This is a genomic window from Streptomyces pilosus (assembly GCF_014649835.1).
GTDB lineage: Bacteria > Actinomycetota > Actinomycetes > Streptomycetales > Streptomycetaceae > Streptomyces > Streptomyces pilosus.
Window position 1 is genome coordinate 166,666 of record NZ_BMTU01000009.1, and the last position, 22,505, is coordinate 189,170.

Sequence of the window (22,505 nt, forward strand, 5' to 3'; positions counted from 1 at the left end):
CACCGGGCGGGGCCCATCCCCGCCCGCCACGACGACGAGGAGGACATCCGCATGGCACAGCCGCAAGCGTCCGAAGGGGACCGGACGGGGAAGCCACCGCTGCGCATCGGCATGGTCGGTTACGCGTTCATGGGCGCCGCCCACTCCCAGGGCTGGCGCACCGCGGGACACGTCTTCGACCTGCCGCTCAGCCCCGAACTGGCCGTGATCTGCGGCCGGGACGCGGACGCCGTGCGCGCCGCGGCCGACCGGCACGGCTGGGCCGGGACCGAGACCGACTGGCACGCCCTGGTCGAGCGGGACGACATCGACCTCGTCGACATCTGCACCCCCGGCGACAGCCACGCCGAGATCGCGCTGGCCGCGCTCGCCGCGGGCAAGCACGTGCTGTGCGAGAAGCCCCTCGCCAACACCGTCGCGGAGGCCGAGGCGATGGCCCGCGCCGCGCACCAGGCGGCCGGGCGCGGACAGCTGGCGATGGTCGGCTTCAACTACCGCCGGGTGCCGGCGACCGCGCTGGCCCGCCGGATGGTGGCCGAGGGCCGCATCGGCACCCTGCGGCACGTGCGGGTGGCGTACCTCCAGGACTGGCTGGTGGACCCGCAGTTCCCGCTGACCTGGCGGCTGCGCCGGGAACAGGCCGGCTCCGGGTCGCTCGGGGACCTCGGCGCGCACATCGTCGACCTGGCCCAGTACCTGGCCGGCGAGCAGCTGGCCGGCGTCTCCGCGCTCACCGAGACGTTCGTGCGGGAGCGGCCCCTGCCCAGTGCCCCGAGCAGCGGCCTGGCCGCCGTCTCCGCGAGCGGCACCGGGCAGGTCACCGTCGACGACGCCGCCCTGTTCACCGGCCGCTTCGCCTCCGGCGCCCTCGCCTCCTTCGAGGCCACCCGGTACGCCACCGGACGCAAGAACGCCCTGCGCATCGAACTCAACGGCGAGCGCGGCTCCCTCGCCTTCGACCTGGAACGGCTCAACGAGCTGGAGTTCCACGACGGCACGGAGCCCGCCGCCCACGCCGGGTTCCGCCGCATCCTGGTCACCGAACCCGACCACCCCTACCTCGAGGCCTGGTGGCCGCCGGGCCACGGCCTCGGCTACGAGCACACCTTCGTGCACCAGGCCCGCGACCTGGTCCACGCCGTCGCCGAGGGCCGCGCCCCCGAACCCTCCTTCGCCGACGGGCTGCAGGTCCAGCGTGTCCTCGCTGCGGTGGAGGAGAGCGCCGAGAAGAACTCCGTCTACACCCCGATCGCCGCCTGAGAGGACGGAAACGTATGCCGCGCACCTTCACACTGTTCACCGGCCAGTGGGCGGACCTGCCCCTGGAGGAGGTCTGCCGACTCGCCCGCGACTTCGGCTACGACGGCCTCGAACTCGCCTGCTGGGGAGACCACTTCGAGGTGGACAAGGCACTCGCCGACCCCACCTACGTCGCCGGGCGCCACCAGCTCCTGGAGAAGTACGGCCTGAAGTGCTGGGCGATCTCCAACCACCTGGTCGGCCAGGCGGTCTGCGACGCCATCATCGACGAACGCCACCGGGCGATCCTGCCCGACCGCATCTGGGGCGACGGCGAGCCCGAGGGCGTACGGCAGCGCGCCGCCGCCGAGATCAAGGACACCGCGCGCGCGGCCGCCCTGCTCGGTGTCGACACCGTCATCGGCTTCACCGGGTCCGCCATCTGGCACCTGGTCGCCATGTTCCCGCCCGCTCCCGAGTCCATGATCGAGCGCGGCTACCAGGACTTCGCCGAGCGCTGGAACCCGATCCTGGACGTCTTCGACACCGAGGGCGTGCGCTTCGCCCACGAGGTGCACCCCAGCGAGATCGCCTACGACTACTGGACGACCGTGCGCGCCCTGGAGGCCGTCGACCGCCGGCCGGCCTTCGGCCTCAACTTCGACCCCTCCCACTTCGTGTGGCAGGACCTCGACCCGGTCGGCTTCCTGTGGGACTTCCGCGACCGGATCTACCACGTCGACTGCAAGGAGGCCCGCAAGCGCCTCGACGGCCGCAACGGCCGCCTCGGCTCCCACCTGCCGTGGGGCGACCCCCGCCGCGGCTGGGACTTCGTGTCCGCCGGCCACGGCGACGTCCCCTGGGAGGACGTCTTCCGCATGCTGCGTTCCATCGACTACCAGGGGCCCGTCTCCGTCGAGTGGGAGGACGCCGGCATGGACCGCCTGCAGGGCGCCCCCGAGGCCCTGACCCGCCTCAAGGCGTACGACTTCGAGCCGCCCAGCGCCTCCTTCGACGCCGCGTTCAACAGCTGACCGGAGCATCCGCGGCGGCTTCCGCGACGGGAGCCGCCGCGGATGCGGGCAGGGACCGGGGACCGGTGAGAACGCCGGCCCCCGGGTCCGGCCTGCCCGCGTCCCGCTTTGTCCTGAACTGGGAAAAAGTTCAACCAGCTCCGGCCCAAGGGCTGTTCGGCCCGGACGAACGCGGTTACCGTCCCTGAAGTGGTCAGGACACCCACGCCTCCGGGGTGACGGCGCACCCCGGCGCCCGCACGCACCGCACGCACCACATGTCTTCGCACCTGTTCCGTACGGCCCCACCCCGTTCCCGGAGGGACTTCGTGCACAGAAGCAGACTCACATCCACCCACGCCCCGAGGCGTCGACCCCGACTGCGCACCGGACTCGCCCTGTTCACCGGACTGCTGCTGGCCGTGGGCACCCCGGCCACCGTCGCCGGAGCCCACCCCGGACACCCGGAGCACGACGAACCGGCGGCTGCCGAGGGACAGTTCCAGCAGGTGCCGCTCGCCAAGGGCGAACCCGAGATGGGTGAGCCCATGTCGCTCACCGTGCTCCCGGACCGCAGCGTGCTGCACACCTCGCGCGACGGCACCCTCCGCCTCACCGACCAGGGCGGCGTCACCAAGGTCGCCGGCAAGATCCCCGTCTACAGCCACGACGAGGAGGGCCTGCAGGGCGTCGGCGTCGACCCGGACTTCGAGAACAACCGGGCGATCTACCTCTACTACGCCCCGCCGCTCGACACCCCCGGGGGCGACGCCCCGGAGAACGGCAGCGCCGCGGACTTCGCGAAGTTCGACGGCGTCAACCGCCTCTCCCGGTTCGTCCTCAACCCCAACGGCACGCTGGACATGGCCAGCGAGAAGAAGGTCCTGGACGTCGCCGCCTCCCGCGGCACCTGCTGCCACGTCGGCGGCGACATCGACTTCGACGCCGAGGGCAACCTCTACCTGTCCACCGGCGACGACACCAACCCCTTCGCCTCCGACGGGTACACGCCCATCGACGACCGGCCCGACCGCAACCCGGCCTTCGACGCCCGCCGCAGCTCCGGCAACACCAACGACCTGCGCGGCAAGATCCTGCGCATCAAGGTCGCCGAGGACGGCTCGTACACCGTCCCGGAGGGCAACCTCTTCGCCCCGGGCACCGAGAAGACCCGCCCCGAGATCTACGCGATGGGCTTCCGCAACCCGTTCCGGATGAGCGTCGACGACAAGACGGGCATCGTCTACGTCGGCGACTACGGCCCCGACGCGGGCGCCGCCGACCCGAACCGCGGCCCGGCGGGACAGGTGGAGTTCGCCAAGGTCACCGAGGCCGCCAACTTCGGCTGGCCGTTCTGCACCGGCGACAACGACGCGTACAACGACTACGACTTCGCCACCGGCGCCTCCGGCGCGAAGTTCGACTGCGCCGCCCCGAAGAACACCTCCCCGCACAACACCGGCCTCACCGAGCTGCCGCCCGCCCAGCCCGCCTGGATCCCCTACGACGGAGGGTCCGTCCCCGAGTTCGGCAGCGGCTCCGAGTCCCCGATGGCCGGCCCGGTCTACCGCTACGACCCCGAGCTCGACTCCTCGGTGAAGTTCCCCGAGGCGTACGACGGCGACTTCTTCGCGGGCGAGTTCGGGCGCCGCTGGATCAAGCGGATCGAGCAGACCGAGGACGGCGCCGTCGCGAAGATCAACGACTTCCCGTGGACCGGCACCCAGATCATGGACATGGAGTTCGGCCCCGACGGCGCGCTCTACGTCCTCGACTACGGCGTCTCCTGGTTCCAGGGCGACGAGAACTCCGCCCTCTACCGGATCGAGAACGCCGAGGACGGCTTCTCCCCGATCGCCGAGGTGGGCGCGGACAGGACGTCCGGCGCGGTCGGCCTGAAGGTGAAGTTCACGGCCTCCGCCAAGGACGCCGACTCCCCGGACCTCACCTACGGCTGGGACTTCGGCGACGGCACCACGGGCGAGGGACTCACCCCCACCCACAAGTACAAGAAGGCCGGCACCTACACCGCCACCTTCACCGCGAAGGACCCCGAGGGCAACACCGGCAACGCCAGCATCCGGATCGTGGTCGGCAACACCGAACCCACGGTGAAGATCGAGGTACCGGGCAACGGCAGCCTGGCCGCCTTCGGTGAACCCGTCCCGTTCAAGGTGAAGGTCACCGACCCCGAGGAGCGCGTCGACTGCTCCAAGGTCAAGGTCGTCTACAGCCTCGGCCACGACTCCCACGCCCACGAGCTGACCAGCGAGACGGGCTGCGAGGGCATCCTCGAGCCGCCCCCCGGCGACGGAGGTCACGACCCCAACGCCAACATCTACGGCGTCGTCGGCGCCAGTTACACCGACGGCGGGGCGAACGGCCAGGAGGCCCTGACCGGCACCGCCCGGGCCGTGCTCCAGCCGCTGCACCGCCAGGCCGAGCACTTCACCGCCCAGCAGGGCGTGTCCGTGATCGACAAGACGGGCGCCAACGGCGGCAAGACCGTCGGTGACGTTCACGACGGCGACTGGATCTCCTTCACCCCCTACCGGTTCGACGGGCAGAAGAAGCTGACCGTACGGGCCTCCTCCGGCGGCGCCGGCGGCTTCGTCGAGGTGCGCACCGGCTCGCCCGACGGCACGCTGCACGGCTCGGCGTACATCCCGCCCACCGGCGGCTGGGAGACGTTCCAGAACGTCGACGTGCCGCTGCGGTCCCTGCCGAAGAAGACCACGGAGGTCTACCTGGTCTTCCGGGGCGGCGAGGGCGCGCTGTACGACCTGGACGACTTCGAGTTCTCCAAGGAGCCGTTCAAGCAGGGCAAGAAGGTCCTGGTCTTCTCCAAGACCGCCGGCTTCCGGCACGACTCCATCGGGGACGGCGTCGCCGCCCTGAAGGAACTGGGCGCCCCGGCCGGCATCACCGTCACGGCCACCGAGGAGGCCGGGCAGTTCACCACCGCCAACCTCGCCAAGTACGACGCGGTCGCCTTCCTGTCCACTACCGGTGACGTCCTGAACGACGCACAGCAGAAGGCGTTCGAGAACTACGTCGGGAACGGCGGCGGCTACCTGGGCATCCACGCCGCCGCCGACACCGAGTACGACTGGGAGTTCTACGGCGGCCTCGTCGGCGCCCACTTCGACTCGCACCCGGCCATCCAGAAGGCCACCGTGCGCGTCCACGACCACGACCACCCGTCCACCGCGCACCTGGGCGACACCTGGGAGCGCACCGACGAGTGGTACAACTACCGCACCAACCCGCGTGACCAGGCCAAGATCCTCGCCACCCTCGACGAGACCACCTACCAGGGCGGCACCATGAAGGGCGACCACCCGATCGCCTGGTGCCAGAGCTACGGCGGCGGCCGCTCCTTCTACACCGGCGGCGGCCACACCAAGGAGTCCTACGCCGACGAGGCGTTCCGCAACCACCTGCTCGGCGGCATGCGGTACGCCACCGGCCAGGTCAAGGCGGACTGCAAGCCGGACAAGGGCTACCGGGAGATCTTCAACGGCCAGACCCTGGACGGCTGGAAGCAGGCCGGCCCCGGGAAGTTCACCGTCAAGGACGGCACCCTGGAGTCCGAGGGCGGCATGGGCCTGCTCTGGTACCAGGCCAAGGAACTGACGTCGTACTCCCTGAAGCTCGACTGGAAGATGCGGGGCGACGACAACTCCGGGATCTTCGTGGGCTTCCCCGCCTCCGACGACCCCTGGTCCGCGGTGAACAAGGGCTACGAGATCCAGATCGACGCCACGGACGCGCCCGACCGCACCACGGGCTCCGTCTACTCCTTCAAGTCGGCGAACATCAAGGCCCGTGACCAGGTCCTGCGCCCGCCCGGCCAGTGGAACTCCTACGAGATCAAGGTCCAGGGCGAACGCCTCCAGGTGTTCCTCAACGGAGTCAAGATCAACGACTTCACCAACAAGGACCCCGAGCGGAGCCTGACCGACGGCTACATCGGCCTGCAGAACCACGGTTCCGCCGACCATGTCGCCTTCCGCAACATCCAGTTGAAGGAACTGCCCTCCTAGGGCGACCGGAACGGCGGCGGGCGGAGGACGCCGGACCTCCGCCCGCCGTCCCGCCGGGCCCGCGCGCCCGGCACCCCGCGCGTCCCCCTCCGGCGCTCGCACCCGGTTCGCGTAAGACAAGGAGGCTGCCCATGTCCGCCGAACCGTCATCCCTCCCCCTCCCCACCCCCACCTCCTCCTCTTCCCCGGCCCCGCGCTTCGGCGTCTGGTTCGTCGGGGCACGCGGATCCGTGGCCACCACCGCGATCGCGGGCTGCGCCGCCGTCGCCGCCGGGCTCCACCCGCCGACCGGCATGGTCACCGAGACCCCCGACTTCGCCGCGTGCGGCCTGCCCTCGTTGTCGTCCCTCGTCTTCGGCGGCCACGACACCGTCGACTGCCCGCTGCCCAAACGCGCCGAACACCTCGCCGCCGGCGGTGTCCTGCCGCACGGCCTGCCGTCCGCCGTACACACCGAACTCGCCGCCGCGGACGCCGAGATCAGGCCGGGCGGGCCCCTGCCCCGCGACCCGGACGGCGGCCCGGCCCGCACCGACGACGACTGGATCGACGTGTTCACGGCCGACATCCGCGACTTCGTCGGCCGGCAGAACCTCGCGGGCGCCGTCGTGGTGAACGTGGCCTCCACCGAACCCGCCCCCGCCGACGGCTCCCTCCCGCCCAGCTCCCTCTACGCGGCCGCCGCCCTGCGCGCCGGCTGCCCCTACGTCAACTTCACCCCCTCCACGGGCCTGCACCACCCCCGGCTGGCCCCACTCGCCGACTCCTCGGGCCTGCCGTACGCGGGCCGCGACGGCAAGACCGGACAGACCCTCCTGCGCTCCGTGCTCGGCCCGATGTTCCTCCAGCGCGCCCTCACCGTGCGCGCCTGGTCCGGCACCAACCTGCTGGGCGGCGGCGACGGCGCGGCCCTCGCCGACCCCGCGGCCGCCGCGGCCAAGAACGCCGGCAAGGAACGCGTCCTCGCCGACACCCTCGGGGCCGCGCCGGAGGGCGAGGTGCACATCGACGACGTACCGGCGCTCGGTGACTGGAAGACCGCCTGGGACCACATCGCCTTCGACGGCTTCCTCGGCTCCCGCATGATCCTCCAGACCATCTGGCAGGGCTGCGACTCCGCCCTCGCCGCCCCCCTCGTCCTCGACCTGGCCCGCCTCACCCTCCGCGCCCGGGAGAAGGGCCTGAGCGGCCCGCTGGCCGACCTGGGCTTCTACTTCAAGGACCCGGTCGGCGACGGCCCGTCCTCCCTCGCCGAGCAGTACACCCGGCTGCGCCACTTCGCCGCCCGCCTGCGCACGGCATCCGACGCCTCCGGGGCACACCGGTGACCCGCGGGGAGGCCGCGGCGTCGCGGGGGGCCGGGGGAGAGGGCGGTCCGGAGGTGCGCGTGCCCTCCGGTCCGGAGGTGCGCGTGCCGGCCGGCACGGCGCCGGACGGGGCCGTGCCGGAGGCCCCCGCGGCCGACCCGTCCGTCTCGGCCGGGGCCGCGGCGACGCACGGACGTGGCGCCGCACCGCCGGCAGGCGGGAGCGCACGCGGGCCCGGAGCCCGCACGCCGTCCCACCGCCCGGACGCGGGGGCGGAACGTTCCCGCACCGTCAACGGGGCCGCGGCCGGCGGGGCGGACCGGGCATCCCGCTCCGGGCGCGGCGCCGCCTGGGCCGAACTGCTGCGTCTGCCCGCCCTCTTCACCGTCCCCGGTGACGCCCTGGCCGGCGCGGCCGCGGCCGGGGTGCGCCCCGGGCCCCGGACCCTGCTGGCCATCGGCTCCTCCCTGAGCCTGTACGCAGCCGGCATGGCCCTCAACGACTGGGCGGACCGGGCCGAGGACGCCGCGGAGCGGCCGCACCGGCCGATCCCCTCCGGCCGGGTCCGCCCGGCCGCCGCACTCACCGCCGCCGGTGCCCTCACCGGCGCCGGACTGGCGCTCGCCGCCGGCGCGGGACGCCCCGCCCTCGCGGTGGCGACGCCGCTCGCGGCGACCGTCTGGGCCTACGACCTGAGACTCAAGCACTCGCCGGCCGGCCCGGTGGCCATGGCCACCGCCCGCGGCCTGGACCTGCTGCTCGGCGCGGCCGCCGGCGGCGGCACCCGGGGCGGCACCGGGGGAGGCACCGGGGGAGGCGCCTGGGCCGCCACCCGGGGCGGCATCAAGGGCGCTACCCGGATCGGAACCAAGCGCGGCGCCTGGGGCGGCATCCGGGCCGCGCTGCCCTCCGCCGCGCTGCTCGGCAGCCACACCCTCGCGGTCACGGCCGTCTCCCGCCGCGAGACCACCGGCGGTTCCGTCGCGGCCCCCCTGGCGGCGCTCGCCACCACGGGGGCCCTCGCCCGGCTGGCCGCCCACCGCCGCACCCGACTCCCGGCAGGCCGAGGGGCAGCAGCCGCCCCCGGCCTGCCGGGTCCCGGCCCGGACGGCAGCCCTCCCCGGGCCGGCGGCCTCCTCGCCGCCGCCCTCGCCGCCGCCTATGCCGCCACCGCCGCCCGCCCCTGCTTCCACGCCGCGCTCAACCCCTCACCCCAGCTCACCCAGCGCGCGGTCGGCGGCGGCATCCGCGCCACCATCCCGCTCCAGGCAGCCCTGGCCGCCCGCTCCGGCGCGACCACCACCTCCCTCCTGGTCGCGGCCCTCGCCCCGGCCGGCCGGATGTTCGCGAGGCGGGCCGGCCTGAGGAAGGTGAGCATCACATGAGCCCGGACCCCAGCCAGAACCCGCAGGCTTCCTCCTCGCTCCGCTTCGGCTACGGCACCAACGGCCTCGCCGACCTCCGCCTCGACGACGCCCTCGCCCTCCTCGCCGACCTCGGCTACGACGGCGTCGGACTGACCCTCGACCACATGCACCTCGACCCCCTCGCCCCCGACCTCGCCGCCCGCACCCGCCGGGTCGCGCGCCGACTGGACGAACTGGGTCTCGGCGTCACCGTGGAGACGGGCGCCCGCTACGTGCTCGACCCCCGGCGCAAACACGGTCCCTCCCTCCTCGACCCCGGCCCGGACGACCGCGCCCGCCGCGTCGACCTCCTGCTGCGCGCCGTCCGCGTCGCCGCCGACCTCGGCGCGCACGCCGTGCACTGCTTCAGCGGCACCGTCCCCGACGGCACCGACGAGGACACCGCCTGGAAACGCCTGGCCGAGACCCTCGCCCCCGTCCTCGACGCCGCCGCCGGCGCCGGCGTCCCCCTCGCCGTCGAACCCGAACCCGGCCACCTCCTCGCCACCCTCGCCGACTTCCACCACCTGCGCCGCACGCTCGGCGACCCCGAGCCCCTCGGCCTCACCCTGGACCTCGGCCACTGCCAGTGCCTCGAACCCCTCCCGCCCGCCGACTGCGTACGCGAGGCCGCCCCCTGGCTGCGCCACGTCCAGATCGAGGACATGCGCCGGGGCGTCCACGAACACCTCCCCTTCGGCGACGGCGAGATCGACTTCCCGCCCCTCCTCGCGGCCCTCGCCGCCACCGGCTACCAGGGCCTGACCGTCGTCGAACTGCCCCGCCACTCCCACGCGGGCCCCCACTTCGCCGCCCGCTCCCTGCCCTTCCTCCGCCGTGCCGCCCAGCGGACGGCGGCCCTCCCACCGCACGGCGATCCCTCCGCCACCCCCGAAGGGAGCACCACCCCGTGAACCGCCCCCACGCCACCCCGGCCACCCCGGAGGCAGACACCCCCGCGAGCGGGGCGGCACCCGGTGACGGCACCACCCCCGCCCTCACCCCGCCTGCCGCACTCCACCGCCACCTCACCGAACGGCTCGACGGCGCCGCCCGCGCCTGGCTCGACCAGGCCCTGGACGAGGCCACCGCACACCCCGGCGCCCACGGCCCCATCTCCGTGTGGGAGCTGCGCCTGGCCGAGGCCGGCCGCCGCTGCGGCCCCGCCCACGCCGACGCCGCCCGCGTCCTCATCCTGCACGCGGCCCACGCCGACGCCGACGCGCTGACCCGGGTCTACTTCCAGGGCACCGCCGACGAACGCCGCGCCGTCCTGCACGCACTGCCCCACCTCCTGACCGGCGCCGACGCCCTCCCGCTCGTCGAGGACGCCCTGCGCACCAACGACACCCGGCTCGTCGCCGCCGCCCTCGGCCCCTACGCAGCCCGCCACCTGGACGCCCACGCCTGGCGGCACGCCGTGCTGAAGTGCCTGTTCACCGGAGTCGCCCTCGAGCACGTCGCGGACCTGGACCGCCGTGCCCGCGGCGACGGCGAACTCGCCCGCATGCTCGGCGACTACGCCGAGGAGCGCACCGCGGCCGGCCGCCCCGTCCCCGCGGACCTGCACCGCGTCCTGGCCCTGACCGAGTCCGCCACCGCCCCCGGGACGCACGGCACGGACGACCCCCACGGCAAGGAGTCCTGATGCGCATCTTCGACCCCCACATCCACATGACGTCGCGCACCACCGACGACTACGAGGCCATGTACGCCGCGGGCGTCCGCGCCGTCGTCGAACCCGCCTTCTGGCTCGGGCAGCCCCGCACCTCCCCGGCCTCCTTCCTCGACTACTTCGACGCGCTCCTCGGCTGGGAACCCTTCCGCGCCGCCCAGTACGGCATCGCCCACCACTGCACCCTCGCCCTCAACCCGAAGGAGGCCAACGACCCGCGCTGCACCCCGGTCCTCGACGCGCTGCCCCGCTACCTCGTCAAGGACAACGTGGTCGCCGTCGGCGAGATCGGCTACGACTCCATGACCCCCGCCGAGGACACCGCCCTCGCCGCCCAGCTCCAGCTCGCCGCCGACCACGGCCTGCCCGCGCTGGTGCACACCCCGCACCGCGACAAGCTCGCCGGGCTGCGCCGCACCCTCGACGTCGTCCGCGAGTCCGCGCTGCCCGTGGACCGCGTCCTGGTCGACCACCTCAACGAGACCACCGTCAAGGAGGCCAAGGACAGCGGCTGCTGGCTCGGCTTCTCCGTCTATCCGGACACCAAGATGGACGAGGAGCGCATGGTCGCTATCCTGCGCGCCCACGGCCCCGAACGCGTCCTGGTCAACTCCGCCGCCGACTGGGGGAAGAGCGACCCGCTCAAGACCCGCAAGGTCGCCGACCTGATGCTCGCCGAGGGCTTCACCGAGGACGACGTCGACCGGGTGCTGTGGCGCAACCCCGTCGCCTTCTACGGACTCAGCGGCCGCCTCCGCCTCGACGTCGAGGCCCCGGAGCCCACCCACGAGGGCAACTCCATCCTCCGCGGCACACCGAGAGACGCGCCACGGCCCGCCGGCGCCTCCGCCACGGAGGCGTGAGCCATGCGCTTCCGCCACCCCGACGGCTCCACCGTCCACCTCGCCTACTGCACCAACGTGCACCCGGCCGAGACCCTCGACGGAGTCCTCACCCAGCTCCGCGACCACTGCGAACCCGTCCGCCGGCGCCTCGGCCGGGACAGGCTCGGCATCGGCCTGTGGCTCGCCAAGGACGCCGCGCACACCCTCGCCACCGACCCCGCCGCCCTGCGCGCACTGCGCTGCGCCCTCGAACGGCGCGGCCTCGAGGTCGTCACCCTCAACGGCTTCCCCTACCAGGGTTTCGGCGCGCAGGAGGTCAAGTACCGCGTCTACAAGCCGGACTGGGCCGACCCCGAACGCCTGGAACACACCGCGGCCCTCGCCCGGGTCCTCGCCGGACTCCTCCCCGACGACGTCACCGACGGCAGCATCTCCACCCTGCCCCTCGCCTGGCGCACCGCCCACGACGAACAACGCGCCCGGACGGCACGCACCGCCCTGCGCACCCTCGCCCGACGGCTCGACGCGCTCCACGAACTGACCGGACGCTCCCTCCGTGTCGCCCTGGAACCGGAACCCGGCTGCGTCGTCGAGACCACCCGGGACGCCATCGCCCCGCTCACCGCGATCGGCCACGACCGCATCGGCATCTGCGTCGACACCTGCCACCTCGCCACCTCCTTCGAAGACCCGCACACCGCCCTGGACGACCTCGCCCGGGCCGGCGTCCCTGTGGTCAAGTCCCAGCTCTCCGCCGCCCTGCACGCCGAACACCCCCACCTCCCCGAGGTCCGGGAAGCCCTCGCCGCCTTCGCCGAACCCCGCTTCCTGCACCAGACCCGCACCTCCACCTCCGCCGGCCTGCGCGGCACCGACGACCTCGACCAGGCCCTCGCCGGCGACACCCTGCCCGACGGGGGCCCCTGGCGCTCCCACTTCCACGTCCCCCTGCACGCGGCCCCCGCCCCGCCCCTCACCTCCACCCTGCCGGTCCTGAAGACCGTCCTGACCCGGCTCGTCGGCGGCCCGCAGCCGCTCACCCACCACCTCGAGGTGGAGACCTACACCTGGCAGGCCCTCCCGGCCGACCTGCGCCCCCGCGGCCGCGCCCAGCTCGCCGACGGCATCGCCGCGGAACTCACCCTGGCCCGCGACCTCCTGACGGACCTCGGCCTGAAGGAACTCCCATGAGCGACCCCACCCCCCTCCTCGTCCTCGACGTCGTGGGCCTCACCCCCCGCCTCCTCGACCACATGCCCCACCTGAAGTCGCTCGGCCGGTCCGGCTCCCGCGCCCCGCTCGGCACCGTCCTGCCCGCCGTCACCTGCGCCGCCCAGTCCACCTTCCTCACCGGCACCACCCCCTCCGAGCACGGCATCGTCGGCAACGGCTGGTACTTCCGCGAACTCGGCGACGTCCTCCTGTGGCGGCAGCACAACGGCCTCGTCGCCGGCGACAAGCTCTGGGACGCCGCCCGCCGCGCCCACCCCGGCTACACCGTCGCCAACATCTGCTGGTGGTACGCCATGGGTGCCGACACCGACATCACCGTCACCCCCCGCCCCGTCTACTACGCCGACGGCCGCAAGGAACCCGACTGCTACACCCGGCCGCCCGCGCTGCACGACGAACTCACCGAGAAGTTCGGCACGTTCCCCCTGTTCCACTTCTGGGGCCCCGGCGCCGACATCGTCTCCAGCCAGTGGATCATCGACGCCACCCGCCACATCATGAACACCCGCCACCCGGACCTCACCCTCTGCTACCTCCCGCACCTCGACTACGACCTGCAGCGCTTCGGCCCCGACGACCCGCGCTCGCTGCGGGCCGCCGCCGACCTCGACGCCGCCCTGGCCCCGCTGCTGGACGATGCCCGCGCCGAGGGCCGCACCGTCGTCGCCCTGTCCGAGTACGGCATCACCCGCGTCGACCGGCCCGTGGACATCAACCGCGCCCTGCGCCGGGCCGGCCTCCTGGAGGTGCACACCCAGGACGGCATGGAATACCTCGATCCGATGGCCTCCCGCGCCTTCGCGGTCGCCGACCACCAGCTCGCCCACGTCTACGTGCGCCGCCCCGAGGACCTCGACGCCGCCCGCGCCGCCCTCGACGGACTGCCCGGCATCGAGCGGCTCCTCGACGACGAGGGCAAGAAGGCCCACCACCTCGACCACCCGAGGGCCGGCGAACTCGTCGCCGTCGCCGAACCGGACGCCTGGTTCACGTACTACTACTGGCTCGACGACGCCCGCGCGCCCGACTTCGCGCAGCTCGTCGAGATCCACCGCAAACCCGGCTACGACCCGGTCGAACTGTTCATGGACCCCCTCGACCCCTACGTCAAGGTCAAGGCCGCCACCGCCCTGGCACGCAAGAAGCTCGGCCTGCGCTATCGCATGGCGGTCGTCCCCCTGGACCCCTCACCTATTCGCGGCAGCCACGGCCGCCTCCCCGCGAGCGACGACGACGGTCCGCTCCTCATCTGCTCCACCCCCCGCGCCCTCGGCGACCGCGTCGCGGCCACCGATGTGAAACAACTCCTGCTCCGGCTCGCCGGACTCGGCTGACACCGCACCACGCACGACCGCCGACATCCGACTACCGAGAGTGAAACACACAGCACTGACAACGGCCGGTCCCGGCCGCCCCGTGACCGCCCCGACCGCAGAAGGCAGGCCACTCGTGACCCAGCACTCCGACCCGTCCCGCACCGCCGACGCCCCGACCCCGGACGAGGGACTGCGCCGCAGCCTCGGCGTCGGCCGCCGCCGCTTCCTCACCACCTGCACCGCCGTGGCGGCCGGAGCCGTCGCCGCACCCGTCTTCGGCGCGGCCCCCGCCCTCGCCCACAACGGGGACCGAGGTCACGGACACGGGCACGACCACGGCCGGGGGCAGGTGCTCGTCCCGCCGCACAAGCGCGGCATCATCCTCTACACCGTGCGTGACGCCACCGCCCGCGACCCCCTCGCGAGCGACCTGCCCTCCGGCTTCCGCGAGGTGTTCAAGCAGCTCGCCCGCCACGGCTACCGCCAGGTGGAGTTCGCCGGCTACCGCCAGCACGCCAACGCCCCCGGCGGGGACAACCTGGAAACCGTCCAGGGCGCCAGGCTGCTGCGCCGCTGGCTCGACGACTACGGCCTGCGCGCCCAGGGCAACCACGGCTTCATCCCCTCCTCCTGGCCGCTGACCACGGCGGACAAGGACACCTTCAAGAAGCACCTGGAGATCGCCAACATCCTCGGCATGGACCACATGGGCACCGGCGGCGACCCCACCGGCAGCTCCTACCGCGCCGACTGGGACGTGGCCGCCGACAAGTGGAACGCCCTCGGCGCGATCGCCCGCCGCGAGGGCATCAAGCTCTACACCCACAACCACGACAGCGCCTACGGCTTCCTGCTCGACAGCGGCCCGCTGGACGACCAGGGCCGTCCCACCCGCAGCTCCGGCGTCCGGAGGCTGGAGTACTTCCTGAAGGTCACCGACCCGCGGCTCGTCTGGCTGGAGATGGACGTCTTCTGGGCCCACGTCGCCCAGTACAAGTTCCACACCTACACCGCCCCCGACGGCTCCACCCGCAGGAGCGTCTTCGACCCGGCCGGCCTGGTCGCCCGCCACAACAAGCGCTACCCGCTGTTCCACGCCAAGGACGGCGTCGTCGACACGACCAACGGCATGGGCTACGACATGGTGCCCTTCGGCACCGGCGACATCGACTACACGACGTTCTTCTCCCGGGTCGGGCAGAGCCACTACCGCAACCCGATGGTCGAGGACGACAACGCACCGAGCGCCACCGACCCCGCCCAGTCGCTGCGCGAAGCCAAGATCAGCTACGACAACATGGCGGCCCTGCGCAGGCGCCGCCGCTAGCGGCCCCCGCACGGAATCACCACGCCGGCCCGCCCCGGGGCACCCGCGGGAGGGCCGGCGCACCGGCATGCCGCCCGCATGATCACCCCGCGCTCCCGGCCGCCGCCCGGGGCACGGAAACGCAGGTGAAGGGCGCTGTGAAACCTTGGTATGGTTGTCCATGTCGCCGCGGGGACCACCCCCGCACGAGCGGCAGACACCTTGTCCGGGTGGCGGAATGGCAGACGCGCTAGCTTGAGGTGCTAGTGCCCTTTATCGGGCGTGGGGGTTCAAGTCCCCCCTCGGACACTCGCTGTGACGAAGGCGGGGCTGCGACTCTCGGGTCGCGGCCCCTTCTTTCGTTCGCCACCTCCTTCTGTCCGCCCGCCTTCCTTCGTCCGCGCGGCCCCCGCCGCCGCGCACCCCCGGAACATCTGTGCGGCCCCCGCCGCTGCACCCCCGGAACAGCCGTGCGGCCCCCGCCCGGATGGGGCAGGGGCCGCACGGTCGTCCGCCGGGTCAGGAAGCCGAAGCGGCCGCCGGCGCCTCCTCCCGGTCGGCTTCGCCGAGGGCCTCGCCCTCGTCCAGGCCGACGTCCTTGGTCTCCTTGCCGAGCAGCAGCGACACCAGCGTCAGCAGCGCCATCGCGGAGAGGTAGACGCCGACCAGCCACGGCGAGCCGTCACCGGCCTCCCACAGGGCCACCGCTATGAACGGGGCCACGGCGGCGCCGAGGATCGAGCTGACGTTGTAGGAGATCCCGGAGCCCGTGTAGCGCACGCTCGTCGGGAAGAGCTCCGGCAGCAGCGCGCCCATCGGGCCGAACGTCATGCCCATCAGCGTGAACCCGAGTACCAGCCACAGCACCACACCCAGCGTGCCCAGGCCGATCAGGGGCACCCAGACCAGGCCGAAGACCAGAATCCCGGCGGTCACCCAGATCAGGGTGGTGCGGCGGCCGTACCTGTCGGCGAGCGGGCCGGAGACCAGGGTGAACACCGCGAAGAACAGCACCCCGAAGATCATCATCAGGACGAAGGTGGTGTAGCTGTAGCCCAGGCCCGGCACGGCGGCGTCCTCGGCCGTACGGCCGTAGCTCAGCGAGAACGTGGTCATCAGGTAGAAGAGCACGTACGTCGCCAGCATGAAGAACGTGCCGAGGACCAGCTGCTTCCAGTGGCTGCGGAAGACGGTGGCCAGCGGCAGCTTCCGCACCAGCCCGGCCTCCTGGGTCCGTGCGAAGACCGGGGCCTCCACCAGACGCATCCGCACCCACAGCCCGATCACGACCATCACGGCCGAGAACAGGAACGGGATGCGCCAGCCCCAGCTCAGGAAAGCGTCCGAGGGCTGGGACGGGTCGGCGCCCGCCGTGGACGGCAGCAGCGCCCCGATGATCAGGAACAGCCCGTTGCCGATGATGAAGCCGAGCGGGGCGCCCAGCTGCGGGAACGTGCCGTACAGGGCGCGCTTGCCCTTCGGGGCGTTCTCCGTGGCCACCAGGGCCGCGCCGCTCCACTCGCCGCCGAGCGCGAAGCCCTGCGCGAGGCGCATCAGCACCAACAGCGCGGTGGCGATCCAGCCGGCCTGCGCGTAGGTGGGGAGCACGCCGATGAGGAACGTCGCGATGCCCATGGTGAGGAGCGAGGCGACCAGCGTCCCCTTGCGGCCGAGCCGGTCGCCGAGGTGTCCGAAGACCACCGCGCCGATCGGGCGGGCGACCATCGCGGCGCCGAACACGGCGAAGGAGGACAGCAGCGCCGTGGTCGGGTCGCTGCTCGGGAAGAAGAGCGCGGGGAAGACCAGTACGGCGGCGGTCGCGTAGATGTAGAAGTCGTAGAACTCGATCGTCGTGCCGATGAGACTCGCGATGAGGACACGGGACCGGGAGTTGACGGGGGCCGCCGGGGCCGGACTGGTGTGTGGTGCTGGCATGTCACGGTCTTTCCAGGTGAACGGTTGCCCAAGGCTCTCAGACATCTCACGCAGCAGGAGAGCCGTACCGGAATGTGAGACTCCGGGCTCCGGAAATTGCGTGGCCCCGCCCTCCCCGCCGTCCCTACACTCACCGGGCAGGCGCCGCCCCGCTCCCGGGGCCGCGCATCCGAGACCAGTGAGGGGAGCCCGGCCGTGCGTGACCACGCCACCGTCGCCGCTCCCCGTTCCCGGTCCCGCCGGTCTGTGGTGATCCTGGTGTCTCCGGCCGTCCGGTGCCCGCTGCGCGCCCGGCACCGGATGACCTCGCCGCACAGCTGACCTTCGCCGCCCCGCACACCAGGGGCGTCCGACGCCGTGCGCCGGGGACCATCGCGCCGCCCTTCTCCGGATCATCCGAAAGGCCACCGGCCATGCGTACCCACCCACTCGACGCCGTCCGCAACCTCGGCATCCTCGCCCATGTCGACGCCGGCAAGACCACCGTCACCGAGCGCATCCTGTTCGCCACCGGCACCACGCACAAGCGCGGCGAGGTGCACGACGGCACCACCGTCACCGACTTCGACCCGCAGGAACGCGACCGGGGCATCACCATCTTCGCCGCGGCCGTCACCTGCGCCTGGGACGGCCACCGGATCAACCTCATCGACACCCCGGGCCACGTCGACTTCGCCGACGAGGTGGAACGCGCGCTGCGCGTCCTCGACGGCGCGGTCGCCGTGTTCGACGCGGTCGCCGGTGTGGAGCCGCAGAGCGAGTCGGTGTGGCGGCAGGCGGACCGGCACGGCGTGCCGCGCATCGCGTTCGTCAACAAGATGGACCGGGCCGGCGCCGACCTCGACGCGGCCGTCGCCTCCGTCCGGGAACGGCTGCACCCCGTACCCCTGGCGGTCCAGCTGCCCATCGGCGCGCAGGACACCTTCACCGGTGTCGTCGACCTGCTGCGCATGCGGGCCCTGACCTGGACCGACGACGGGGAGGGGTGCGAGCCCGCTCCGGTGCCGGACGAGCTGCGCGAGGAGGCGCACCGACGGCGCCGGATGCTGGAGGAGGCCGTCGCCGAGCTGCATCCGGGCGCCCTGGAGGAGTACTGCGGCACCGGCTCGCTCGGCGCCGGCACGCTCGCGGCCGCCCTCCGGGACCTGACCCGTGACGGCGCCGCCGTCGTGGTCCTGTGTGGTTCCGCGTACCGCAACCGCGGCATCGAACCGCTGCTCGACGCCGTACTCGCCTACCTGCCGTCGCCGCTGGACGTGCCGCCGGTCAGCGGCACCGGCGACGACGGCACCGAACAGCGGCGGGCCGCCGACCCGGCGGCGCCGCTGGCCGCCCTCGCCTTCAAGGTGAACGCGACCGCCACCGGGCGGCTGACCTACCTGCGTCTCTACGCGGGCACGATCGAGAAGGGAGACACGGTGTGGGACGCCACCGCGCGCCGCTCCGAGCGCGTCGGACGCATCCTGCGCGTCCGGGCCGACCGGCACGAGCAGGCGGACCGGGCCGTCGCCGGGGACATCGTCGCCGTGGTCGGACTGAAGTCCGCGCGCGCCGGCTCCACCCTGTGCGCGCCGGACGCCCCACTGGTGCTGGAACCTCCGGGCGTCGCCGAACCCGTCGTCTCCGTCGCGGTCGAGGCCCTGCGGGGCACGGACACCGGGCGGCTGGCGTCGGCGCTGGCGAGACTGGCCGAGGAGGACCCCTCGCTGGTGGCGCGCACCGATCCGGAGACCGGTCAGACGGTGCTGTCCGGCATGGGCGAGCTGCACCTGGAGGTCGCGGTGGAGAAGATCAGGCGTGAGCACGGGCTGGGCGTCGCCGTGGGCCGGCCCCGGGTCGGTCACCGGGAGACGGTGGGCCGGGGCGTGTCCGCCTTCGTGTTCCGGCACGTCAAACAGGACGGCGGGGCGGGCCAGTTCGCCCATGTGGTGCTCGACGTCGAACCACTGGACACCCCGGAGTCCGGCTTCGAGTTCCGCTCGGCGGTCGTCGGCGGGCGGGTGCCGCAGGAGTACGTCCGTGCCGTCGAGGCGGGCTGCCGGGACGCGCTCGCCGAAGGACCCCTGGGCGGACACCCGGTGACCGGGCTGCGGGTCACCCTGACCGACGGCTCGACCCATGTGAAGGACTCCTCGGACACCGCCTTCCGCACCGCGGGACGGCTCGGACTGCGGGACGCCCTGCGGGCCTGCGCGATGGTCCTGCTGGAACCGGTCGTCGAGGTCACGGTCACCGTGCCCGAGGACGCGGTCGGCGGGGTGCTCGGTGATCTGGCCGCGCGCCGCGGCCGGGTGACGGGCTCCGTCACCCGGGCGGGTGGCACGGTCGTCACCGCCACCGTGCCGCTGGCCGAACTCTTCGGCTACGCGACCCGGTTGCGCAGCCGCACCCAGGGCCGCGGCACCTTCACCACCCGGCCCGCCGGATTCGCGCCGGCGCCCGCGCCCGCGGCCGCGCGGTAACGCGTGAACGGCGGCCCCTCCCGCGACGCGCCGGGAGGGGCCGCCACCGCCGCCGTACGAGCACACCCCGACCGTCGGCGTCGGTCGGGGGCGTGCTCCCGGCGCCGGGGTCAGGGGTAGGACACCACCTTGGACGGCACGGTGTCGGTGCCCGAGGTGGGAGCCCCGGTGTCGTTGATGACGCACTCGTACTGCCCGTGCCCGCTCAGCGACACGACGAGCAGGTGGTGGAAGCGCACGCCCGGGCGCCGCGGGGCGGCGAACCCGTGGTGCTGGACGATGGCCGGGTTCACGTTGTAGTAGCAGTAGCTGCCCATGCCCCAGCCCTCGTGCTCGGTGACCCGGTCGCCGACCTTGTAGGCCGCGTAGCCCTTGATCGCGCCGTTCTGGATCGACGCCTGGTCGGGTGCGTCGTAGGCCTTCTCGTTCTGGAAGAAGATCGTGCGGCCCCGCTCGCCGTTCCACTGCACGTCGTACTTGTTGAAGTGCTCGACGAACAGGCCGGTGGCCAGGACGTCGTGGCCGTTGACGACGACGCCGTAGTCGCAGCGGTTGGTCTCCCAGCCGACGCCGTCGCCGTGGTCGGCGCGCCAGACCCAGGTGTGGTCGATGACGGTGTGCCGGGCGTTGACCACCATGCTGGTGGTCGCCTTGCCGGGCCCGGCCCCGCCGATCCGGATGAAGACGTCCTGCACGGTGATGGGGTCGGCCGAGTGGTTCCGTGACGAGCCGCTCGGGCCGATCTCCAGCAGCGTACGGGAGTTGACCGGTCCGGCGTCGATCAGGAAGCCGGCCAGCCGTACGCCGTCGACGTCGGCGACCCGCATCGCCGTGGCGCCGTTGCCGGGGATGAGGGTGGCGTAGCCGAGACCCAGGACGACCGTGCCGGGGCGGTCGACGCGGACCGGCTGGTCGACGCGGTAGATGCCCGGTGTGAGCAGCAGGTGGAGGCCCTGGGCGAGCGCCTGGTTGAGGGTGGCCGCCGAGTCGCCCGGCCGGGCGACGTAGAAGCGGTCCAGCGGCAGGGAGGTGCCGCGCGGGGTGCCGTTGCCCCAGGTGACACCGCGCGCGTTGCGGCGCAGGGCGGGGAGGAAGACGCGGTACCGGTCGCCGTCGAGGTACAGGAAGGGCTTCTCGCGGGAGATCGGGGTCGTGTCGAGGGTGGTGTAGGGCGGCTCGGGGAAGCTCTGGGCGGGCGCCCCCTCGACGCCGGAGAACACCATGTTCCACACGGCGTTGGTCCAGCCGCCGACCGCGCTGTCCCGGGTGTACCACTGCTGCTGCGAGTACGGTCCGACCGTGCCGTCGACGCGGCTGTCGGCGATGTAGCCGCCGCTCGCCCAGCCGTACCCGGACGGGGCGAGGTTGAGGCCGCCGCGGATGTGCATCCTGCGGAACGGCGCGGCCTGCGCGACCGCCCACCGGTTGGTGCCGCTGACCGGGACCACGGCCAGGTTCTCCGCCGAACGCCAGAAGTTCTGTGTGGCGTTGCCGTCGAACCAGCCGGCGTCGACCGTCACGTCGCCGTTGATGGTGGTGTCGTCGGGGGAGAGGCCGAGCCCGGAGATCGAGGTGTAGAAGCCGATCTGCGCGTTGAGCCCGTGGTACGTGCCGGGCTTGAACAGCAGTTGGTAGCGGCCGGTGCCGAACTGTGCCGACTCCTGGCGGGCGAACACCTCGTCCAGCCGGGCCTGGATCCCCGGCGTGGACGGGTCGAAGACGATGACGTTGGGGCCGAGATCACCGCCGCCCTTCAGCCGGCGCGGTTTTCCGCGTCCCGCCGGGGGTGCGGCGGAGGCGGCCGAGGGCAGTCCGGCGAGTACGGGAGCGGCGGCCACGGCGCCCAGGACGGTGCGGCGGCCGAGCACGGGACGGCCGGAGGGCGGGGGCGCGGAGGGGGAGTCGGACGTCATGGGGCGGCTCTCCTGGTTCAGGAAGTGAACGGCGTGGGGTGGTGGGAGCGCTCTCTCGCCGCTGAATGGTTCATGCCCGGAACGAGTGCGTCAAGAGGTGCCGCACGAGTTGGGCGAGTCCGTCCAAACCCTTGACGCGCCGCTCCGGGACGGTTTAACTCACGTCCTAAATTAAGCCATGAGGCGCCCTCCTCGTGCCAGTCCGTGATCCGCGTCCCCGTGCACCCGCCCGTAGGTACGTCCTCCCGGAGGGGGCAACAGGAGTCATCCGCGGTGCCCGAGCCGCGGCCACCGGCGCCGTGTTGCCGCCTCCGGCACTCGCCGCCTCGGCCTGCGGAGGCGGTTGGAGCACGGATGGCGTCGGTGACGCGCCTGCCGCAGTTCGGGCCGGAAAAACACAGAAGGAACGGCTCCTCGTCTTGTGGGACGAGGAGCCGCTCCGGGCCGTGTGAGTACCGGTCAGGCGTGACGGTGGGAGTGGCGGTTGCCGGTGATCACGCGGTAGAGGGCGAGCAGGATGACGGAGCCGACGATGGCGGCGATCCAGGTCGACAGGTCGAAGAAGCCGTCGATGGAGTCGACGCCGAAGATCACCTTGCCGAGCCAGCCGCCGAGGAGGCCGCCCGCGATGCCGATGAGCATCGTGATGATGACGCCGCCCGGGTCCTTGCCCGGCATCAGCGCCTTGGCGATGAGGCCCGCGAGCAGGCCGATGAAGATCCAAGCGATGATGCCCATGTTAGGTCTCCTACCTCGTCGTATAAAGTTTCTGTTAGCCCTCCGTATGTACCGCCGCGCCACTTCCAAAC

The 22,505-nt window shown here is 72.9% G+C and carries 15 protein-coding genes and 1 tRNA gene; 13 read left to right on the forward strand and 3 right to left on the reverse strand.

The genetic code is table 11. The features are described from left to right. Positions 1–51 precede the first annotated feature (51 nt). The 12 genes from IE118_RS22515 (at position 52) to IE118_RS22570 (ending at position 15,695) form a co-directional block, all read left to right on the forward strand. On the forward strand, positions 52–1,260 hold the full coding sequence (locus IE118_RS22515; protein WP_189559805.1) for a Gfo/Idh/MocA family protein: 1,209 nt from the start codon (positions 52–54) through the stop codon (positions 1,258–1,260). 14 nt (positions 1,261–1,274) lie between these two features. Further along, positions 1,275–2,273 (forward strand): sugar phosphate isomerase/epimerase family protein, encoded by a 999-nt coding sequence (locus IE118_RS22520; protein WP_189559806.1) that lies wholly within the window; start codon positions 1,275–1,277, stop codon positions 2,271–2,273. Between the two features lie 308 nt (positions 2,274–2,581). Beyond that, on the forward strand, positions 2,582–6,298 hold the full coding sequence (locus tag IE118_RS22525) for a ThuA domain-containing protein (protein ID WP_189559807.1): 3,717 nt from the start codon (positions 2,582–2,584) through the stop codon (positions 6,296–6,298). Between the two features lie 131 nt (positions 6,299–6,429). Then, the gene (locus tag IE118_RS22530; RefSeq protein WP_189559808.1) at positions 6,430–7,626 is read left to right on the forward strand and encodes an inositol-3-phosphate synthase; all 1,197 of its coding nucleotides are present in this window, start codon (positions 6,430–6,432) and stop codon (positions 7,624–7,626) included. A gap of 53 nt (positions 7,627–7,679) precedes the next feature. Continuing rightward, positions 7,680–8,990, forward strand: a complete 1,311-nt coding sequence (locus IE118_RS22535) for an SCO3242 family prenyltransferase (protein WP_373298310.1) — start codon at positions 7,680–7,682, stop codon at positions 8,988–8,990. Next, positions 8,987–9,925, forward strand: a complete 939-nt coding sequence (locus tag IE118_RS22540) for a sugar phosphate isomerase/epimerase family protein (protein WP_189559809.1) — start codon at positions 8,987–8,989, stop codon at positions 9,923–9,925. Before IE118_RS22535 ends, IE118_RS22540 begins: the two co-directional genes overlap by 4 nt. Continuing rightward, positions 9,922–10,659 (forward strand): EboA domain-containing protein, encoded by a 738-nt coding sequence (locus IE118_RS22545; protein WP_189559810.1) that lies wholly within the window; start codon positions 9,922–9,924, stop codon positions 10,657–10,659. Before IE118_RS22540 ends, IE118_RS22545 begins: the two co-directional genes overlap by 4 nt. Further along, entirely contained in the window at positions 10,659–11,549 is an 891-nt protein-coding gene (locus IE118_RS22550) for a TatD family hydrolase (RefSeq protein ID WP_189559811.1), read from the forward strand. Before IE118_RS22545 ends, IE118_RS22550 begins: the two co-directional genes overlap by 1 nt. Before the next feature lie 3 nt (positions 11,550–11,552). Further along, complete coding sequence (eboE, locus tag IE118_RS22555) at positions 11,553–12,722, forward strand: metabolite traffic protein EboE (RefSeq protein WP_189559812.1); 1,170 nt, start codon at positions 11,553–11,555, stop codon at positions 12,720–12,722. After that, a complete protein-coding gene (locus tag IE118_RS22560; protein WP_189559813.1) occupies positions 12,719–14,098 on the forward strand; it encodes an alkaline phosphatase family protein in 1,380 nt (459 codons plus the stop codon). Before eboE ends, IE118_RS22560 begins: the two co-directional genes overlap by 4 nt. Before the next feature lie 115 nt (positions 14,099–14,213). Beyond that, the gene (locus IE118_RS22565; protein ID WP_189559814.1) at positions 14,214–15,407 is read left to right on the forward strand and encodes a sugar phosphate isomerase/epimerase family protein; all 1,194 of its coding nucleotides are present in this window, start codon (positions 14,214–14,216) and stop codon (positions 15,405–15,407) included. 203 nt (positions 15,408–15,610) lie between these two features. Further along, positions 15,611–15,695: transfer RNA gene (locus tag IE118_RS22570), tRNA-Leu, on the forward strand. A gap of 210 nt (positions 15,696–15,905) precedes the next feature. On the opposite strand, the gene IE118_RS22575 is transcribed toward IE118_RS22570, so the two are convergent. After that, complete coding sequence (locus IE118_RS22575) at positions 15,906–17,321, reverse strand: MFS transporter (protein WP_189559815.1); 1,416 nt, start codon at positions 17,319–17,321, stop codon at positions 15,906–15,908. 413 nt (positions 17,322–17,734) lie between these two features. Here IE118_RS22575 and fusA point away from each other — a divergent pair, with 413 nt between their 5' ends. Beyond that, the gene (fusA, locus tag IE118_RS22580) at positions 17,735–19,783 is read left to right on the forward strand and encodes an elongation factor G (RefSeq protein ID WP_189559816.1); all 2,049 of its coding nucleotides are present in this window, start codon (positions 17,735–17,737) and stop codon (positions 19,781–19,783) included. A gap of 110 nt (positions 19,784–19,893) precedes the next feature. Here the strand turns inward: fusA and IE118_RS22585 are convergent, their stop codons facing one another. Then, the gene (locus IE118_RS22585) at positions 19,894–21,696 is read right to left on the reverse strand and encodes a pectate lyase-like domain-containing protein (RefSeq protein ID WP_189559817.1); all 1,803 of its coding nucleotides are present in this window, start codon (positions 21,694–21,696) and stop codon (positions 19,894–19,896) included. 459 nt (positions 21,697–22,155) lie between these two features. Next, positions 22,156–22,434: a GlsB/YeaQ/YmgE family stress response membrane protein gene (locus IE118_RS22590; RefSeq protein ID WP_189559818.1), complete on the reverse strand. Its 279-nt coding sequence runs from the start codon at positions 22,432–22,434 to the stop codon at positions 22,156–22,158. Positions 22,435–22,505 lie beyond the last annotated feature (71 nt).